Source organism: Microbulbifer sp. SH-1 (genome assembly GCF_011326135.1).
GTDB lineage: Bacteria > Pseudomonadota > Gammaproteobacteria > Pseudomonadales > Cellvibrionaceae > Microbulbifer > Microbulbifer harenosus.
The window spans coordinates 1,578,538-1,596,531 of the sequence record NZ_CP046948.1 but is presented as its reverse complement, the minus strand read 5'-3'; the positions used below and the strand labels follow the sequence as shown (position 1 = coordinate 1,596,531).

The window sequence follows — 17,994 nt, the reverse complement described above, 5'->3', positions numbered from 1 at the left end:
CGGGAAGCCTGCTTGAGATGAAACCCGAGTTCAGACTCCTGGGCCGCGGTGCCGAGCAGCAGGGCCTCCATTCCCGGAGACCAGGCGCGCAGCTGCTTGAGTGTGGGACGAACGACGAGCAAGCGCAGTTCGTCAATGCATATACCCATATCGCTTGGCAATTTCCTTACTTCTCAGCCTGAAAGCACCATCCATGGTGGATTTCGAACACTGGAAATACATCGTCTTTACCACCTTGGTTTAGTTTGCCGATTGAGTAAACGCCAGCGAATAGGTAGATTTGCGCGCAATAAAGACCAATAACGATGGATTCAGCCTATTCTTTCGCCAAAGAAGGCAGGATCTGCCAATTCTGACGGGGAATCTCACATGTCTGGACAGTGGCTTGTCGCCTTAACCTTCGTCGCGTACCTGGCCCTGATCCTGGTCATTGGCGTCTACGCGTATCTGCGTACCAAAGACGCCAGTGATTATTTTCTGGGTGGACGCTCGCTGCCGCCGGCGGTGGCTGCGCTCAGTGCCGGTGCGTCGGATATGAGCGGCTGGCTGTTGCTTGGTTTGCCAGGCGCTGCCTATGCGAGTGGCCTGTCTTCCGGGTGGATTGCCATCGGTTTGTTCAGCGGCATCGTTCTGAGCTGGACAACCATGGCGCGGCGGCTGCGGATTTATACCTATGCGCTCGACGATTCGCTCACGGTACCGGCCTATCTACATCGCCGGTTCAATATGGGGCATCCCTATCTGCGCATCATCTGTGCCTTCTTCATTTTGCTGTTTTTCCTGTTTTACGTGGCTTCCGGTCTGATTGCTGGGGGCAAGCTGTTTGAAACGGTGTTTGGTTGGGATTATCAGTGGGCGGTGGTGATCGGCGCCGTGGCAGTGATCTCCTATACGCTGTTTGGCGGATTTCTCGCCGTGTCGTGGACCGATGTATTTCAGGGACTGTTGATGAGTCTGGCGCTGGTGATTGTGCCAGTGGTAGTGATCTCCGATGAAGGTGGATTGGGCGCAGCCTGGGGAACCATGAAGACACAGTATCCGGAGTTGACGCACTGGATGAGCGATTCCACCGGCAAATCCCTCGGTATGGCGGCGGTTCTGAGCTCGCTCGCCTGGGGCCTCGGCTACTTCGGGCAGCCGCATATCCTTGCGCGCTTCAAGGCATTGCGGCACCCGGATGACATGCCGGCGGCAGCGACGGTAGCTGCGGTGTGGTCGCTGGCGGGTTTTCTCGGTGCCATATGCGTCGGGCTGTTCGGCCACCTGGAGCTGACAGAGACACTGCCGGATGGCGAGCGCATTTTCATGGCATTGGTGGAAACCATATTCCACCCGTTGGTGGCCGGAATTCTGCTGGCGGCGATCCTCTCGGCCATCATGAGTACCGCCGATTCACAGCTGCTGGTGTCATCCGCAGCCCTTGCGGAGGATATGTATCATGTCTGGTTCGGCGAAAGGGCAACGTCGGAAAGTGTCCTCAAGGTTGGCCGCTGGGCGGTTGTCGCACTGTCGCTGATTGCCGTCGGCGTGGCCATGGAGCCGGATTCCAAGGTGCTCGATGTGGTGGCCTATGCATGGGCCGGGCTGGGCGCGGCCTTTGGCCCGGCCATCCTGATCAGCCTGTACTGGTCTCGCATGACCGGGGCAGGCGCCATTGCTGGGGTGATGGTAGGGGGTATAACCGTAGTGATCTGGAAACAGCTTTCCGGTGGGATCTTCGATATATACGAGCTTTTGCCGGGGTTCGTGCTCTCCTCAGCTGCTATTGTTTTAGTAAGTGCCGTGACGCATTGCCCCGAAGGAATATCCACGCGCCACCGTCAGTTAATGGGGCAGTAGCAGCAATCTGATTGCGACACTGGCGCAGCGATGCGCAATTGGCGGTTGGTGCCGCGGCTGGAGTAATTAGAGTGATCGAAGTACACCTCGGTGATATCACTCGGTTGCATGTAGATGTAATCGTCAATGCGGCCAACCATAGGCTCCTCGGTGGCGGCGGCGTGGACGGTGCCATCCACCGTGCTGCCGGCCCGGAACTGCTTGAAGCCTGTCGCCAGATTGGCGGTTGTCCGGTGGGGGATGTGCGCGCTACTCCGGGATTCCGTTTGCCGGTGAGGCGTATTTACCACACCGTAGGCCCAGTGTGGCGTGGGGGGAATCTGGGGGAGCCGGAATTGCTCGCCAGTTGTTACCGGCAGTGCCTGAATCTCGCCCGGCGCGAAAATGCACATTCCATCGCCTTTCCTGCCATCAGTTGCGGCGTTTACGACTACCCTCCCGAACTTGCCGTCGAAATCGCGGTAGAGCAGGTACAAATTCATCTGGATCGGGATGGCGGCCCGCGACACGTCATTTTTTGCTGCTTTGAGGACAATATGGCCGAGCTGTATCGAATGCAGCTGGATGCCTGTGTGCGCCGGTAAAGCCGGCGCGCACGGTTTCTGAATTATCGAAGATCTGGTACAAGGATTTACTTGGTACTGTCGTAACAGTCAGGTGGCCGGCGCGAGACTTTCTTTTAAACATTCCACATTTGCCACAACTTATACCCCGCCCGGCTTTGCTGGGAGTCACTCTTCTTTTAGAATTTATCCCTTACGGAACTGCGCGGCGACACATCCGCCCACGACGCACGAAAGGGATAATTCATGCAGATTTACGTTGAAACTCAGCGCGGCGAACGTTTTCGGGTTACCGAAGGTTGGGCCAGCGCGCCTACCATTTTTGAAAATGATTTTTCAGCGGATCTGCTCGCCAGCTTCCCCACCGCTGCGCTCGACCAGATTTTCGAGGCATTCCTCGCCCCCAAGCTTCTAAATCACTCCTTTGAAAAGGTTTTTGGCAGCGGCGATTTGCTGCACACCCGGCAATTCCCCGGTGCTCCGGCACATTTTTCTGACGATCACAAGGCAGTATACGCCGCGGTAAGGCAGCATCAGATTCTGGTAGAAGCCGCTCCGTTTGGTGAAGCAGCGCTGAACAATCGCCAGTCGGGCATCCGGCACCAGATTCGCATGGCTCTGCAGAAAATCATCGCCGAGGAGCGGGCCGAAGCTGCCCGCATTCAGGCGGTTCACGAGAAACGCACTGAGCTGGAAAAGGTTGGCGCGCATATAGCGCAGGGTGCCAAAGGCTTCGGACAGGCGGTCTGGAATCTGGCGGTATGGACCAAGGACCTTGCGGAAGTGGCGATGGTGATCAACCCCATCCGCATGCAGACTGAAATGCTGAACGCCGCGTACGACTACTACGCGCACGACAAAAGCTTCGATGCCTCCACCAGGGAATATCTGGGAAATGCAAGAAAAGAAGTGGTCGACGTACTCGGCTTTGATCCTACCACGATCACCGCAGAGCAGTTGGAGCAGGCCTTTGAGGTCGCTCATCTGGTCTATGACGATGCCGGCCTGCGCAGTGACATCGGTCGCTTTGCCAAGGACTATGTAAAGGCCCAACACAGCCTGGAGATTTCCGAATTTGCCGGCGGTGGTGTATTTGAAATCGTCCTCACCATTGTGCTGGCCGCCTTTACCGGTGGTGTGGGCGGCGCTGCCGCGATGGCCAAGAATGCACGCCTGATGTTCCGCTTCAAGGATGTCGGTGACCTGATGCTGGACTTCGCCAAGTACCAGAAGCAGCGCAAACGGTTGCAGAAGACACAGAGCGCGAAAGGCGAGGGTACCTCCTTCGACTCCCTGCCGACGGAGGAGGTTACAGTGTCGCCGTTGGCCGGGCCGGAAAGCAGCCCGGCGGCGAGAAAATCCAGATCCCAGAACGACGCGGATAAAAACAAATCGGACAGCGGCGAACAGGAATCGTCCATTGCCAGCGAAGAGGATAAGGCGAGCGGTGCAACTGGCGTTAACGGAGATGGCCAGACCACTCAGTGCAATGCGCGCGCCTGTGAAGGGGGAGAGCCCATCAACCTGAAGACCGGTGAAGAGCGTCTTACTCTGGTTGATGCGGTGCTCGACGGTCCGCTGCCACTGACCGTAGCGCGTACCTATCGCAGCAGTAACCACACAGATTCCGGACTCGGGGTTGGCTGGAGTCACACGCTCGCGGAAAAACTCGTGGTGCGGAAATCTCGGGATGTTGTTGAGCTGTACGATGCCGAAGGGAGGGTGATCAGTCTGCCCATTCCCGGTTGCAGCGGGCGCAGTCACAACGTGGTGGAGCAGTTGAGCATCACGCGCAATAGCGCGGACCACTGGATAGTTACACCTTATGGTGCCCCGCAGGGTGTCCAAAAACACTTCAGGTCAGTGTCGGCGGATAGCGATGCGCTACTGTTATCAGAAATCCGCGATGGCTACGGTAACTTCTATCGTTTCCACTATGTGAACAAACAACTCATCTGCGTGGAGAGCAGCCTCAGCGAAGCGCTGCATATTACTCCGGTGGATGGCCGCATCGGTGAGTTGAAGAAAGAAACCCGCGATGGCCATATCTCAACACTTGCCCGCTACGAATACAGCGATCATGGTGACCTGATCCGTGCAACCGATGCCAATGGGCACAGTGAAGAGTACGAGTTCAGCGGTCACCTCATCAAGAAGCGGACTCTGAAATCCGGATACTCCTTCCATTTCCTGTGGGACAACACTGGGCCCGGCGCGCGCTGCCTGCGCCAATGGGGCGACCCCATTGATGGCAAGGCCACCTATGATTACACCTTTGTCTGGGACGACGACGGCAGGGGCGTATCGGTCACCGATACCCGTGGCGGTACCGAACGCTATCGTTTTAACGATCGCGCACTGCCCATCTATCACCGCGATGCGGAAGGTGCGGAAACACTCTATACGTACAACACGATGGGGCAACCGGTCTCGGTGCAACTGCCATCGGAAGAGGGTATCGACCGCCGCGAAATATTCGAGTACGACGACCTGGGTCGGCTCACAGCGAAAACCGATGTCGGCGGCGGTGTACATAAGATTGAATACAACGCTGCGGGGCAACCAGCAAAAGTTACCGACGCCGCCGGTCGTATCTGGCAGCGGCAGTACAACGAACGCGGACAAATTACCGCGAGCATTGATCCGCTCGGACAGGCTACCCATTACAGCTACAACCCCATCGGCCTGATCGGCAGTATCACCAATCCATTGGGGCAAACCACCCGCTACCTGTGGAACCCACAGGGCAAACTGTCTGCCATACATGACGCATCGGGTCGCTCGCAACACTATCGCTACGACGTCGCCCAGCGGTTGATTGAAGTACAGCATGGGTCTGGGCTCAGCACCCGGTATGAGTACGATGCCCAAGACAGGGTCAGTGCCATCACCGCCCCCGACGGCGGCCGTACCGAATATCGTTACAATCCTCAGGGCCTGATTGCCGAGATTGTCGACCCGGAAGGGCGCAGCACCCGCTACAGCTACGACGGCTTGAGCCAGGTAAAAGCCCGCACCAATCCCGACGGCAGCCAGCTGCAGTATCAGTACGATGGCGAGCGCAATCTGATCGGGTTGGTTAATGAGAAAGGCGAGCAATACCAGCTCAAATACGACCTGCGTGAGCGCCTGATCGAAGAAGTGGGCTTTGATGGCCGTGTAACCCGCTACGCCTACAGCAAGGCCGGACATCTGATCGCCAGCCGCGCGGTGACCGATCCCCTCTCCACCGGCAAGAGCGGCAAGGGTGTCGACACCCTGTTTGATCGCGATGCCTTCGGACGCCTGCTTCAGGAAACCACTCCGGACGGCATTACCACATTCCGCTACAACCGCGCCGGCCAGATGACGGAAGCGGAAAATGCCCACCGCAAGTTGCGTTGGCAATACGACGCTGCGGGTCGCCTTATAGGCGACTGGCAGGACCGCGCCGAAATCCGCCACGAGTATGACGCCGCCGGCAATCGTATAGCCTCACTGTTGCCGAATGGAGAAAAGCTCCGCATCGGCTACAACGCTGCCGGCCAGTTCCAGAGCCTGCACCGCACACCGGCGGGCGAAGAAGTGGAACAACTGCTGGCCGAGATATCCCGCGATGAACTGGGCCGCGAAACCCAGCGTCTGCACGGCAATGGCCTCGCCACCGAAAGTCAGTACGACCCCCAGGGCCGCCTGCAGAAAATGCGCCTGGGTAAAAGCAGCGGCCCGGTGGAAAACCCTGTATCCGGACAGCCGTTGCTGGAGCGCGCTTACGGCTACAACCGCAGCGGCCAGCTGAGCCAGATAGATGACAGCCTGCGGGGCACCCGCAAATACCACTACGACGCGCTCGACCGCCTCACCCAGGTAGAAGGCCCCAACCCGGAACACTTCATTCACGACCCGGCCCACAATATTCTCGCCGCCGCCGGCAGCCAGGAAGAGGCCAAAACCCAAGCGAGCGAAACCAAAGTCAGCGGCAACCGCCTCGCCTTCCGAGGCGACACCCACTACCGCTACGACGTACACGGCAACCGCATCGCCCAGATGCGTGGCAAGGGCCAGAAACTGCAGACCCGCTACCGCTACAACAGCAAGCAGCAGCTGATCTGCGTCGAGCAATTAAAAGTAGAAGAAAACGGAGAGGAAACTCTCCAACAGCGAACCGAATACCGCTACGACCCACTGGGCCGCCGCATCGCCAAGATCGGACAGGAAAAGCAGACCGACTTCCTGTGGGACGGTGACGTCCTCCTGCAGGAAACTACTCGCGATGCACAGACCGGGCAGGATCTGAAGGCAAGAATCTATTACTTCGAACCAGGCACCTTCAAGCCGGTCGCCCTGAGCGAAGACAGCAAGATCTACCTATACCACCTGGATCACCTGGGTACTCCCGATGCGCTGACCGACAGCAACGGAGAAATTGCCTGGAGTGTTAGCTACAAGACTTATGGCAATGTGGCCATTGAGCACGAAAACCGGATTGAGCAGCCGATTCGGTTTCAGGGGCAGTATTTTGATGAGGAGACGGGGCTGCATTACAACCGGTTTAGGTATTATGATCCGGTTTTGGGGCTGTTCACGACTCAGGACCCAGTTGGACTTATCGGAGGAATCAATAATTACCGGTATGCACCAAATCCGGTGAGGTGGACCGACCCACGCGGACTAACATGCAAAGAAAATACTCTTCAAGATCCCGCTCTAGATACCGAGATTAAAACATTTCCGGGCGAGCCATGGGAAGGGATTGCAAAGCAAGAAAACTCTGTTAAAGCCCTAGAAGCAAGAAAAAAAGTTGCTGAAGGCGCTCCGTTGTATAGGATTGGAAAAATGGGTAAAAGTGACGCAACTGAAGCTCAATTTTGGGCAATAGAGCCACCCAATTCCCCAGGATATGCGGCACGATATGGCATTCCAAAGGAAAATGTAGAAGCAGCTGATTTTTACGAGGTCGGGAGGCTTAAGCCTGGAGCCGAGTTTGTAACAAGGTCTGCCCCCGCGGACCCGAAAGGAATAAATCCTGGTGGGTCTATAGAGGTCGTTGTAAATGCAAATGACGTTCAAGTCGAATATTTTGGCGCCAATGTTAAAACTCCATATACAGGAAATTAATATGGGAAAAACTGTATGGGATGAAATTCAGTACTTTTTACGGATATTGAAAGAAAATGGATTTGACAACGAAGAGCAAGAATTAAGGGAGACTTTAGAATTCGGTACCAGCAGTAGCGAGCTCTATTTCAAAACTTCCGGAACATTAAAACTATTTTTGTCAAAAAATATATGCGACGACGAAATCGCCCTGAAGAAACTGGAAAAATTGGATTCTGAAATTGACAAAATCCTAGGGCAATAGAAGTGACAGGACAAGAGGAGATAGACCAAGCCTCACATCCTTTAATAAAGGTACTGTAGCTAGCCTATATGGCGCTCATTAACAAAACGGAGAGCATAGGAAGCGGCGGCGAGCAGGAACAGCATCGCAACTAGTCAAGCCATTTTTCTGGCCATGCAGAGCACCTGTCAGGACTGAGTATTGATTGGCTTGAATTTGGAGAAACTCGAACGCAAATCAGCTTCAGTTCTCCATACCGCCGCTTACCTATTTATACCAAGTCAAAGCCAGTCAGAACCTTGGCGGAATTAACGGTCTCACCAGCGAACGGGGCTACGACCTCCAGGGCGGCCTGTACAAAATGCGCCTGGGCAAGGCCGGTGCGCCCGTGGAAAATCCGCTGCACGAACGCGGCTACCACTACAACCGCTACGGCCAGATCAGTCAGATAGACGACAGCCTGCGCGGTAGCCGCCACTACCGCTACGACGTACACGGCAACCGCATCGCCCAGATGCGTGGCAAGGGCCAGAAACTGCAGACCCGCTACCGCTACAACAGCAAGCAGCAGCTGATCTGCGTCGAGCAATTAAAAGTAGAAGAAAGCGGAGAGGAAACTCTCCAACAGCGAACCGAATACCGCTACGACCCACTGGGCCGCCGCATCGCCAAGATCGGACAGGAAAAGCAGACCGACTTCCTGTGGGACGGTGACGTCCTCCTGCAGGAAACTACTCGCGATGCCCAGACCGGGCAGGATCTGAAGGCAAGAATCTATTACTTCGAACCAGGCACCTTCAAGCCGGTCGCCCTGAGCGAAGACAGCAAGATCTACCTATACCACCTGGATCACCTGGGTACTCCCGATGCGCTGACCGACAGCAACGGAGAAATTGCCTGGAGTGTCAGCTACAAGACTTATGGCAATGTGGCCATTGAACACGAAAACCGGATTGAGCAGCCGATTCGGTTTCAGGGGCAGTATTTTGATGAGGAGACGGGGCTGCATTACAACCGGTTTAGGTACTATGATCCGGCTTTGGGGCAGTTTGTCACCCAAGACCCCATCAGGCTCTCTGGAGGAGTTAATAATTACCTATACACTCCAAACCCCATGCAATGGACAGATCCACTAGGTCTGCTTTGCAAGGAGCAATTAAAGAGTATTCAGGGAACTACATACAAAGGCAGAATCCATCGGATGGAGAAACCTGGGCAAACAGAGACAACATGGACTGCTGGGCCTTGGAATATAAATGCATCTCACCGATATTCTGGGCCTGGTCAAGGAGCCATATATGGTGGGACCGACAAGAAAACCGCCATAGCAGAAGTGCAGCATTACGACGATCAATTTGGTTATCCAACTTCAGACCGAAAATATAAGTACAAAGATGTTAATATGGAAAATATATTGGATCTGACTGACCCGACCGTGCGAGATCAGCTCGGCATAACTATTGATGACTTAATATCTACGGGCCCTGGACAGTATGACACGACTCATAAAATCGGAAAGTTAGCAGAAGATGCGGGCTTCAGTGGAATATTAGCCCCATCCGCTCGCAATCCATCAGGGGCAAATGTTATCGTTTTTGGAGGGTTTTGATGATTCATAGCAAAAAAATTATTCCAGAAGGAGAAGGATTTGAAACTGACTATGATAAATACAATATGGATTCAGATAGAAAATTTCCAACTTCAGATGACTGGTGGAAGAGTTTTTGCTTATTAGGTAAAGATGAACTAGAGCAAAGTCATATCAAAGAAGATTTACTTTCAGAAGTAAACGGCGATGAGTATCTCGCAATGGCGATAAATCATTTTGTTGGCAAGAATTATAAAGCTTGGCTAGATAAAGAGGGGATTGATGTCCTTGGAGGATTAACGCCCAGGCAATGTATGGCTTCCAGCTATGGAGTGAAAAGGCTTCGAATGCTCTTTCTCATGTCTCATTAACGGCTCAGAGAAAAGTTAGCAAGTTCTGGTCTTACGGCAGTCGGGGGCGGCAGCAGGGTTCGACCTTACATTTCACGAGACTACGTATAGTGAACCCCATTCGCAAGACACATTTCCTGCAGAGTTTAAGCTGCAACCATCTCCTCATTCATAGCTGAACAGCGCTGCCCTGTTGCCTCTGGGGAGGGTGCTCCCTCGCAGCCCGGTGTAACCTTTCAGGTATACGTTTTCATGCTTGACGCTTCCATTACCGCCCGCGACAAGAAGTAAACCCTACACAGCCTATGAAATATTGAAGCCATTGGATGTAGAATCAGCTGAAACAATTCCGTGGTTCGGGATGCAAGGCAACGGAACGCAGTATGAATTGCCTGATAATATAGATATATTGGTTTCAGATTGTTATCTTAAACCAGTAACACCTCAATTCGATCCGAGCAAGCTTTAAATGTTTAGATATGTTGGGACAAAAAGTAGTCTGACTTGGGATGGTAACGATTCAGGTATAACAGAAGAAAATTATCCCTATGCGTGCATTGAGTGCGGTAAACAAAGCCAATACCAGGTTAAAGATCTAAAAAAAATAAAAACGGTTTTAAATGATAGGATGATTGGCTTCTTGATTGAAAAGAAGCTTGTGTCTCAATCGAGCAATCAGTATTTTATTAAGGCTGGTATTCCTGCATATGTAGTATCTTGTGAATGTCCTGGGTGCGGTATAAGGCAGCACATTTTGATCGGATTGAAAGAGGTCCAGCCCCAGCGATATAACATTTACAAAAAATCTATTATCGTCGATGAGTAGCCAAATAGTATACTTAGGATATTGTATAGTATTAAATGGCCCTGACACATAGGGCCCCATATTAGCGATTCGCGCTGAGAATTTAATCCAGCTGGAAACAGCCGGGTGCGCAGGGATCAAGTCTAGACATGGCTGCTATAAACGGAGGAGGGGGCGGATCAACTGAGTCATTCTGGAGCCGATCGAATCAAACTCCTGGCCCAGTTCCAATAGGTGATACACTACCTTGATGCTTTCTGCCAGTCGAATTCCGGGAGCAGGACGACAATTTATCGTCGAATTTGACACTTTCCGCCGAGCGCGAGTGCGTTTTTTAACAAAGTATTGATCGGATAGAACTGCGGCCGAGTGCGAACTCAGCCGCGGTTCCATCGACCGTGACTCCGCGCTATCAACGCCAATACGGCGAGCAGTACCAGCTCAAATACGACCTGCGCGAGCGCCTGATCGAAGAAGTTGGCTTTGATGGCCGTGTAACCCGCTACGCTTACAGCAAGGCCGGACATCTGATCGCCAGCCGCGCGGTGACCGATCCCCGCTCCACCGGCAAGAGCGGCAAGGGTGTCGACACCCTGTTTGATCGCGATGCCTTCGGACGCCTGCTTCAGGAAACCACCCCGGACGGCATTACCACATTCCGCTACAACCGCGCCGGTCAGATGACGGAAGCGGAAAATACCCACCGCAAGTTGCGTTGGCAATACGACGCTGCGGGTCGCCTTATTGGCGACTGGCAGGGCAACGCCGAAATCCGCCACGAGTATGACGCCGCCGGCAATCGTATAGCCTCACTGTTGCCGAATGGGGAAAAGCTCCGCATCGGCTACAACGCTGCCGGTCAGTTCCAGAGCCTGCACCGCACACCGGCGGGCGAAGAAGTGGAACAACTGCTGGCCGAGATATCCCGCGATGAACTGGGCCGCGAAACCCAGCGTCTGCACGGCAATGGCCTCGCCACCGAAAGTCAGTACGACCCACAGGGCCGCCTGCAGAAAATGCGTCTGGGTAAAAGCAGCGGCCCGGTGGAAAACCCTCTATCCGGACAGCCGTTGCTGGAGCGCGCTTACGGCTACAACCGCAGCGGCCAGCTGAGCCAGATAGATGACAGCCTCCGCGGCACCCGCAAATACCACTACGACGCACTCGATCGCCTCACCCAAGTAGAAGGCCCCAACCCGGAACACTTCATTCACGACCCCGCGCACAACATCCTCGCCGCGGCCGCAACCCCGGAGGAAGCAAAACAGCAGGCGAGCGCTACCCAGGTCACCGGCAACCGCCTCAAATTCCGCGGTGATACCCACTACGAATACGACATTCACGGCAACCGCATCGCCGCCCTGCGCGGCAAAGGCAAAAAACTCCAGACCCGCTATCGCTATAACAGCAAACACCAACTGATCGCCGTTGCTCAATACCGGATGGATGACACCGGTGAAGCACAACTGCAGCGCGAAACCCAATATCAGTATGATCCGCTGGGACGACGCATCACCAAAAGCGATGCCGATAAACGGATCGAATTCCTGTGGGATGGAGATGTACTGCTGCAGGAGCGGGCAGCACAAGCCGGCTCAACTGATACGGAAAAAACACGTACCTATTACTTCGAGCCGGGCACCTTCAAACCGCTCGCCCTAAGTGAAAACGATGAGATCTACCACTATCACCTGGACCACTTGGGAACGCCGGATACGCTGACCAATGGAAGCGGCGAGGTCGCCTGGAGCGTCAGCTATAAGTCCTACGGAAATCTTGCAGTGGCGCACTGCAATGAGGTGGAGCAGCCGATTCGGTTTCAGGGGCAGTATTTTGATGAAGAGAGTGGGCTGCATTACAACCGGTTTAGGTTTTTTGATCCGGAGTGTGGACAGTTTACTCAGCAAGACCCGATTGGATTGTTGGGAGGGGGCAACAATTACCAGTATGTGCCCAATCCGGCTGGGTGGATTGACCCTTTAGGTCTAAAGTGCAAAGAAGTCTGGGATGTTGACGCTCAGCGATGGCGAAATGAAAAAGGTCAGTTCATAAAAAAATCTAAAGTAGCTACTGACCCAGATACTGCTTTCTTTTGGTCTGGGCGAACGGACGGTGTTGGTGGGCAGGATGTTGCATGGGAAATTGCTGAGCAAAAAGGTGGAGTTACTCTTGAAATGATTTTGGAAAATAGAGGTGTCTCGATGCCGAACTGGGATCCAACCAATCCAAGCTCAATTAAAGCATGGGAAAATATTTCAGAGCAGTATGCAGCTAATGTTTCTGGAGAAGTCAGGGCTGTTGTAGGTAAAAATATGAGGCCAGGTAATATATGGGAAAATAAAGAGTTGCCGGCGCTTATGGGTAATGTGAATGTGACCAAAATCACCACGGTGGACCCGAAAACTCTTAAAGAAACTGTTGTTTTTGAGAGGTAATTATGATTAAGGAAATTACTCGTGGGCACATTATTTTGGAGACAAAAGAGGGTGTTGTGAGAATATTAGGTGAGGCTTTACTTCCTGGGTATGGTTCTCCGGACTTTGTGGTTTATGAAAATAGCATTAAAGAGTGGTTGGAACCGGCAAATGAATTGATCTCTCCCAATTCAAAGCGGAATATTCTCAAGCAGCTAAAAAAGGATGCGAAAGAAAAACAACTTAATATTGAAATTGAGTAGTTTGGCAAGCCCCCAGTACTCTCAATCAGAGCTGACCAATATCAATTCGTTCGCATTGCTCAGATCTGGTTTGTGGCTAAATTGGGGCACCAGTCATTGGTTGGCGCGTGATCAAATGGTTAAATTTTAATCTATGATTCCATCGTTTCAGCCCGGCCCCAATAACAACCAAAACGAGGGAAGATAATACATACTGCAGAATGAACCACCCCGGGTTTCTGCCTGCCAGATGTCGTGTAGGAATCGCTTGGCTTTTTGATGGCCATAATTATCTAAAAGGTGGCGGTACGCAAATTACATTCAAGGATGAGTCTGTTTGGAAGCAAGCTCGGCCTAATAGGTATAACAATTATGCGGCTGATCCATATTTGGAAGTGGTTGGAATAAAACCTTTGGGCAATTAATTCATGCGAATAGATCACACATTTACTAAAGATGGAAGAAGGGTGGTATCAACGACTCTGACATGGTTGTTTCATGGGGGAAGTGTTTCTGTTGAAGTTGAAGATGATGCACACGCCTTTTATTCTGATAAGCTGGAAAAGATTGTAGTGGAACTTTTTCAGCACAAAAAAATTGCTTTTTATTCAGAGAGTGGTGATTTCTCTTTTGACATACCTATGCCGTCATTGGACGGTTATAGTTTTTGGGGTCTAAATAAAAATTTTTATTCTGTGACTGGGGTGTCGGTTATCTTTAATCCAGAAGCTGAGGGGAAGAAAACTGAGTGGAACGATATGGTTCAGTACGAACTTTTGACGACTGCCCCTTACGTTGGAAAGTACTTATACATTTATAGATAGTGCCGCACAGCTTCCCGGGTGCGCTGGGATCAAGTCTAGACATGGCTGCTATAAACGGAGTAAGGGGCGGATCAACTGAGTCATTCTGGAGACGATTGAATCAAACTTCAAGCTCAACCCCAAAAGGTGATACGCTACTCTGATGCTTTCTGCCAGTCGAAGTCCGGGAACAGGACGACAGTTTCTCGTCGAATTTGACACTTTCCGCCGAGCGCGAGTGCCGTTTTTTAACAGAGTATTGATCGGATAGAACTGCGGCGTGTGCGAACTCAGCTGAGGTTCCATCAACCGTGACTCCGCGCTATCAACGCCAATAAGTCGAGCAATACCGGCCTCGCTCTGCGCGCAGCTTCCGAATCCACGACTCCATCCTAGATTTACTGACCCCCATGGCGTCACATACCGCCTTCACAGTGTAGTTCTGGTCTACTACCAGTTGTGCCGCTTCCAGTCAGAACTCGGGGTCAAATCGTTTCTTCTTTGCCTTGGTCATTAATTCACCTGATCTTGTTGAGCGTGATAATATCACTCAAAGTCAAGTGGCCAAATTCACTGTGCCACTACAGTGGAAGATCAAACTTATTGAGCGTGGATGATTTAAAAGAAGAGAGATTGAAAATTACCTATGGGAAACATACCAGAAGATCTAGCCTTCCCTTTATTAAATGATCGAACTTGTGAGGGTAGTAGAGCCGTAAGCCCTTGGGTAAGTGCTTACTTAAATTATCGGTTAGATGGTAACGCCGACATAATCATGTCTAAGAACTATTTAGACATGATTGGCCAAAACTCATCAATGCTGGCATCCAAATTTAGAGGAGCCTTGCTTGGCTTGGCTATTGGAGATGCGCTTGGCACGACGCTGGAATTTTCCGCCAGAGATTCAGCTCCCAAGGTAACCGACTTAGTTGGCGGTGGCCCATTTAACCTGGAGCCGGGCCAGTGGACTGATGATACCAGTATGGCTCTTTGCTTGGCACATAGCTTGCTCAGAAAAGAAGGCTTAGTATTGCAGGATCAAATGGACCTCTATTTACAATGGTGGAAGAATGGTGCGTTTAGCGTAAACAGGAAGTGCTTTGATATCGGAAATACCGTTGTATCTGCATTGCAACGCTACGAGAAAACAGGTGACCCTCTATCTGGAAGCTCAGATAAAAATGCAGCGGGTAATGGATCGCTAATGCGTTTAGCTCCAGTTGCTTTGTTTTTTTTTGGAAGACCTGATGCATGTGTAAATGCATCAGGAGCAAGTTCCGAAACAACACATCGGGCACCAGAGGCTATTGATGCCTGCAAGTATTTTGGGGGGGGTATAGTGGACCCCAGATCTGAGACACCCAGAGCACTGTAGTTTAAGCTGTCACCCAAAGAGGATGATAGCCATGAGTGAACGCAAAAAACGTACAGCCCACAAACCAGAATTCAAAGCCAAAGTTGGCTTGGAGGCCGTGCGGGGTATCAAGACGATCAGTGAGATCGCACAGGAGCACGGAGTGCACCCTGTCTTGGTCGGACAGTGGAAAAAAGAGATTCTGGCAAATACCAGTGCACTGTTCGAGACCAAGCGAGGCCCAAAGCCTACCAAGGATAACGACGGCAAGGAAGATCGTTTGTACGGCGAAATAGGTCGCCTGAAGATGGAGGTCGACTGGCTCAAAAAAAAGTTGGGCGAGTGAGTCGGGAAGCGCGGCTGGGCTGGATTGACAAGGCAGATGAATTACCGCTGAAACGCCAGTGTGAACTGGCGGAAGTATCGCGTGCCACTACGTATAGGCAGCGGGATATTGTGAAGCTGAATGCCGATGCCAATGATCTCTTGCTATGTCGCCTGATAGATGAGGAGTATACAAACCGTCCGTTCTACGGCAGTCGACGGATGGTGGTTTTCCTGCGGAGACAAGGCCACCAGATTAGCCGCAAGCGTGTTCAGCGCCTGATGCGACAAATGGGTCTGGCGGGTATGGCTCCGGGACCGGCGACCAGCAAGAAGCACCCAGAGCACAAGGTGTACCCATATTTATTACGCGGTGTTCCGATCACCCGACCAAACCAGGTATGGAGTACTGACGTGACGTATATCCGTCTGGATCGGGGCTTTGCTTATCTGGTGGCGATTATCGATTGGTATAGCCGTAAAGTGCTGTCCTGGCGCATTAGCAACAGCATGGATGCCGCCTTCTGTGTTGATTGCCTGGAGGATGCTTTGCGGAAATACGGCAAGCCTGAGATCTTCAATAGCGATCAAGGTTCACAGTTTACGAGCCGCGGGTTTACGGAGGTGCTCAAGCGCGAAGAGGTGTCGATCAGTATGGATGGTCGTGGCCGAGCTCTGGACAATATTTTTGTCGAGCGGTTGTGGCGAAGCGTCAAGCATGAAGACGTATACCTGAAGGGCTACGCCAGTATGGGCGAGCTGATTATCGGCATAACGAATTACTTTGCCTTCTACAATGCTGAGCGGCCACATCAATCGCTGGGGAACAAAACTCCGAGCGAGGTATACGTCAGCGGACAGGGTGGTGGAGCAATGATCGTGGATAAATTTGGTGGATCAAAGAAGAAGTCTACGGGGTCACCGGACTGCGAGGGAGCTCCCTCGCCAGCGGCAACAGGGCAGCGCTGTTCAGCTGTGAGTGAGGAGATGATTGCAGCTTAAACTCTGTGGGAAAAGTGTCTTGCCAATGGGGTCCACTATAGCTTTTGTTCGGTGCAATCAAGGGGGTTCCAAAGAAACAATTAACAGAAGATTTGTTTTCTCCATACCCCAATGCATGGGATGGAAATAGTCTAGAGCCTGCGGTCATTAATGCAGCTAAATACGGCCACCTTAAAACACGAGATCAAATAAGATCCTCTGGCTATGTCATTGACACTCTAGAAGCGGCTATCTGGGCGTTCCACAACACAAATACATTTGAGGAGGGCGCCATACTGGCGGCAAATTTAGGTGGAGACGCAGATACTGTTGCCGCCGTTTATGGTCAGCTCGCAGGCGCGTATTATGGAGAATATAATATTAATCCAGGGTGGATAAGAAAACTGGCACGTCACCATGTTTTTTACGTGTATGCAGATAAACTCTTGAAGTACGGCATTTGTGACTACCCATACCTTTTGAGCGGTCGGTATCTGTAAGTCGCGATTTCGGATAATAAGTGCAATTGGTAGGCCTTGCTGCGGACCTTTGGTACTTTGACCTTCACCGGGCCGATGCTGGTCTGCACATCGCGCTCAGGCAAGTAGCCATTGCGAACCACAGCCGCGCGGCCATCTTCCAGAAGGCGGTCTTGAAAGCCCTTCATAAAGGTCGACAGCTCTGCCTCCACTGCCTTCTGCAGCAGTTCCCGTGCGCCTCGACGCAGCAGCTCGGTCAGCGGGTCAGTGGCCTCCTGTCGACCTGTAAACTCAACAACGGTATTCTTGTCCATAGCGGCGTACTCTCGGTAGGTTTCTTTGTTTGGCGACAACAAATCAACCAGATACGCTGCTTTCTTTCAAACCCTCAAACACCAGATTCGGTTATAACTCTGTTGATGAAAGTATTCTGGATTAACGGGGGTGATCATGGGTTTGGCATTATGTAGAAAGCATGGGGAAACCGGTATTGTTCCAGATATATCTATTGATATATGTAGGGATCAATCAGGAGAAAATAATAACAATGTCAACGAAATCTGCATTGTTTGCGTTAAGGTTTTTGATGGTGGTGAGCATCTTTTTGATCAGAAAAATTACATCAGCAAAAATGTATTTGATCAAGTCGGAATGCAGTTTGAGTACGTTATTCGTAGTGATGAAGATGAAGAAAAATTAAATGCTTTTTTTCCTGAAACTAGTGGGATGTGTGCAGAGTGTTTTAAAGAGTACATATCGAGTAGGAATATTAAATTGTATGGTGGAGACATTGCGCGCGAGTGAAGATGTTCAAAACGCTGTGCCAGGCCATCGAGCCTCATGGGCTAAGGTGCTTTTCCAAACGCTCAGGGAGGTAGATCGCCAGATGTGACAGTGTCGGGGCCCACTATGTGACCGTTTAGTCTAAATTG

Annotated in this window: 17 protein-coding genes and 1 pseudogene; 15 read left to right on the top strand and 3 right to left on the bottom strand. The window is 51.9% G+C overall.

Going from position 1 to position 17,994, the window contains the following annotated elements; translation table 11 throughout:
* The first annotated feature begins 369 nt into the window (after positions 1–369).
* The 8 genes from putP (at position 370) to GNX18_RS06970 (ending at position 10,486) form a co-directional block, all read left to right on the top strand.
* Complete coding sequence (gene putP / locus GNX18_RS07005) at positions 370–1,839, top strand: sodium/proline symporter PutP (RefSeq protein ID WP_166216494.1); 1,470 nt, start codon at positions 370–372, stop codon at positions 1,837–1,839.
* A 71-nt stretch (positions 1,840–1,910) separates the two neighbouring features.
* Complete coding sequence (locus tag GNX18_RS07000; RefSeq protein WP_166216492.1) at positions 1,911–2,423, top strand: O-acetyl-ADP-ribose deacetylase; 513 nt, start codon at positions 1,911–1,913, stop codon at positions 2,421–2,423.
* A 225-nt stretch (positions 2,424–2,648) separates the two neighbouring features.
* Positions 2,649–7,499 (top strand): RHS repeat-associated core domain-containing protein, encoded by a 4,851-nt coding sequence (locus tag GNX18_RS06995; protein WP_166216489.1) that lies wholly within the window; start codon positions 2,649–2,651, stop codon positions 7,497–7,499.
* Between the two features lies 1 nt (position 7,500).
* Positions 7,501–7,743 carry a hypothetical protein gene (locus GNX18_RS06990; protein ID WP_166216487.1) on the top strand — a complete coding sequence of 81 codons (243 nt, stop codon included), beginning with the start codon at positions 7,501–7,503 and terminating at the stop codon, positions 7,741–7,743.
* 367 nt (positions 7,744–8,110) lie between these two features.
* Positions 8,111–9,331: an RHS repeat-associated core domain-containing protein gene (locus GNX18_RS19575; protein WP_240914278.1), complete on the top strand. Its 1,221-nt coding sequence runs from the start codon at positions 8,111–8,113 to the stop codon at positions 9,329–9,331.
* Positions 9,331–9,681 (top strand): hypothetical protein, encoded by a 351-nt coding sequence (locus GNX18_RS06980; RefSeq protein WP_166216485.1) that lies wholly within the window; start codon positions 9,331–9,333, stop codon positions 9,679–9,681. Before GNX18_RS19575 ends, GNX18_RS06980 begins: the two co-directional genes overlap by 1 nt.
* 235 nt (positions 9,682–9,916) lie before the next feature.
* Entirely contained in the window at positions 9,917–10,129 is a 213-nt protein-coding gene (locus GNX18_RS19835; RefSeq protein WP_166216482.1) for a TNT domain-containing protein, read from the top strand.
* Entirely contained in the window at positions 10,130–10,486 is a 357-nt protein-coding gene (locus GNX18_RS06970) for a hypothetical protein (RefSeq protein WP_166216479.1), read from the top strand.
* Positions 10,487–10,842: 356 nt separating this feature from the next.
* Here the strand turns inward: GNX18_RS06970 and GNX18_RS19570 are convergent, their stop codons facing one another.
* Positions 10,843–10,992: a hypothetical protein gene (locus GNX18_RS19570; protein ID WP_240914277.1), complete on the bottom strand. Its 150-nt coding sequence runs from the start codon at positions 10,990–10,992 to the stop codon at positions 10,843–10,845.
* Between the two features lie 18 nt (positions 10,993–11,010).
* Here GNX18_RS19570 and GNX18_RS06965 point away from each other — a divergent pair, with 18 nt between their 5' ends.
* From GNX18_RS06965 to GNX18_RS06955, 3 genes are all read left to right on the top strand, one after another.
* Positions 11,011–12,900, top strand: coding sequence for an RHS repeat-associated core domain-containing protein (locus tag GNX18_RS06965; RefSeq protein ID WP_240914276.1), 1,890 nt, complete (start codon positions 11,011–11,013; stop codon positions 12,898–12,900).
* 2 nt (positions 12,901–12,902) lie between these two features.
* A complete protein-coding gene (locus GNX18_RS06960) occupies positions 12,903–13,142 on the top strand; it encodes an Imm74 family immunity protein (protein WP_166216477.1) in 240 nt (79 codons plus the stop codon).
* 407 nt (positions 13,143–13,549) lie between these two features.
* On the top strand, positions 13,550–13,945 hold the full coding sequence (locus tag GNX18_RS06955) for a hypothetical protein (protein WP_166216474.1): 396 nt from the start codon (positions 13,550–13,552) through the stop codon (positions 13,943–13,945).
* A 304-nt stretch (positions 13,946–14,249) separates the two neighbouring features.
* Here the strand turns inward: GNX18_RS06955 and GNX18_RS19830 are convergent, their stop codons facing one another.
* A complete protein-coding gene (locus GNX18_RS19830; protein WP_371808101.1) occupies positions 14,250–14,381 on the bottom strand; it encodes a hypothetical protein in 132 nt (43 codons plus the stop codon).
* Between the two features lie 318 nt (positions 14,382–14,699).
* Here GNX18_RS19830 and GNX18_RS06950 point away from each other — a divergent pair, with 318 nt between their 5' ends.
* The 3 genes and pseudogenes from GNX18_RS06950 to GNX18_RS06940 all read left to right on the top strand — a co-directional run bounded on the left by GNX18_RS06950 (position 14,700) and on the right by GNX18_RS06940 (position 17,083).
* Entirely contained in the window at positions 14,700–15,299 is a 600-nt protein-coding gene (locus GNX18_RS06950) for an ADP-ribosylglycohydrolase family protein (RefSeq protein ID WP_205828083.1), read from the top strand.
* 31 nt (positions 15,300–15,330) lie between these two features.
* Positions 15,331–16,511 (top strand): annotated as a pseudogene (locus tag GNX18_RS06945) (IS3 family transposase); the annotation flags it as partial.
* Between the two features lie 137 nt (positions 16,512–16,648).
* Positions 16,649–17,083 (top strand): ADP-ribosylglycohydrolase family protein, encoded by a 435-nt coding sequence (locus GNX18_RS06940; RefSeq protein ID WP_166216472.1) that lies wholly within the window; start codon positions 16,649–16,651, stop codon positions 17,081–17,083.
* Here GNX18_RS06940 and GNX18_RS06935 read toward each other — a convergent pair.
* Entirely contained in the window at positions 17,050–17,376 is a 327-nt protein-coding gene (locus GNX18_RS06935) for a transposase (protein WP_205828082.1), read from the bottom strand. The genes GNX18_RS06940 and GNX18_RS06935 overlap by 34 nt on opposite strands.
* A 136-nt stretch (positions 17,377–17,512) precedes the next feature.
* Here GNX18_RS06935 and GNX18_RS06930 point away from each other — a divergent pair, with 136 nt between their 5' ends.
* The gene (locus GNX18_RS06930) at positions 17,513–17,866 is read left to right on the top strand and encodes a hypothetical protein (RefSeq protein WP_166216469.1); all 354 of its coding nucleotides are present in this window, start codon (positions 17,513–17,515) and stop codon (positions 17,864–17,866) included.
* The last annotated feature ends 128 nt before the right edge of the window (positions 17,867–17,994 follow it).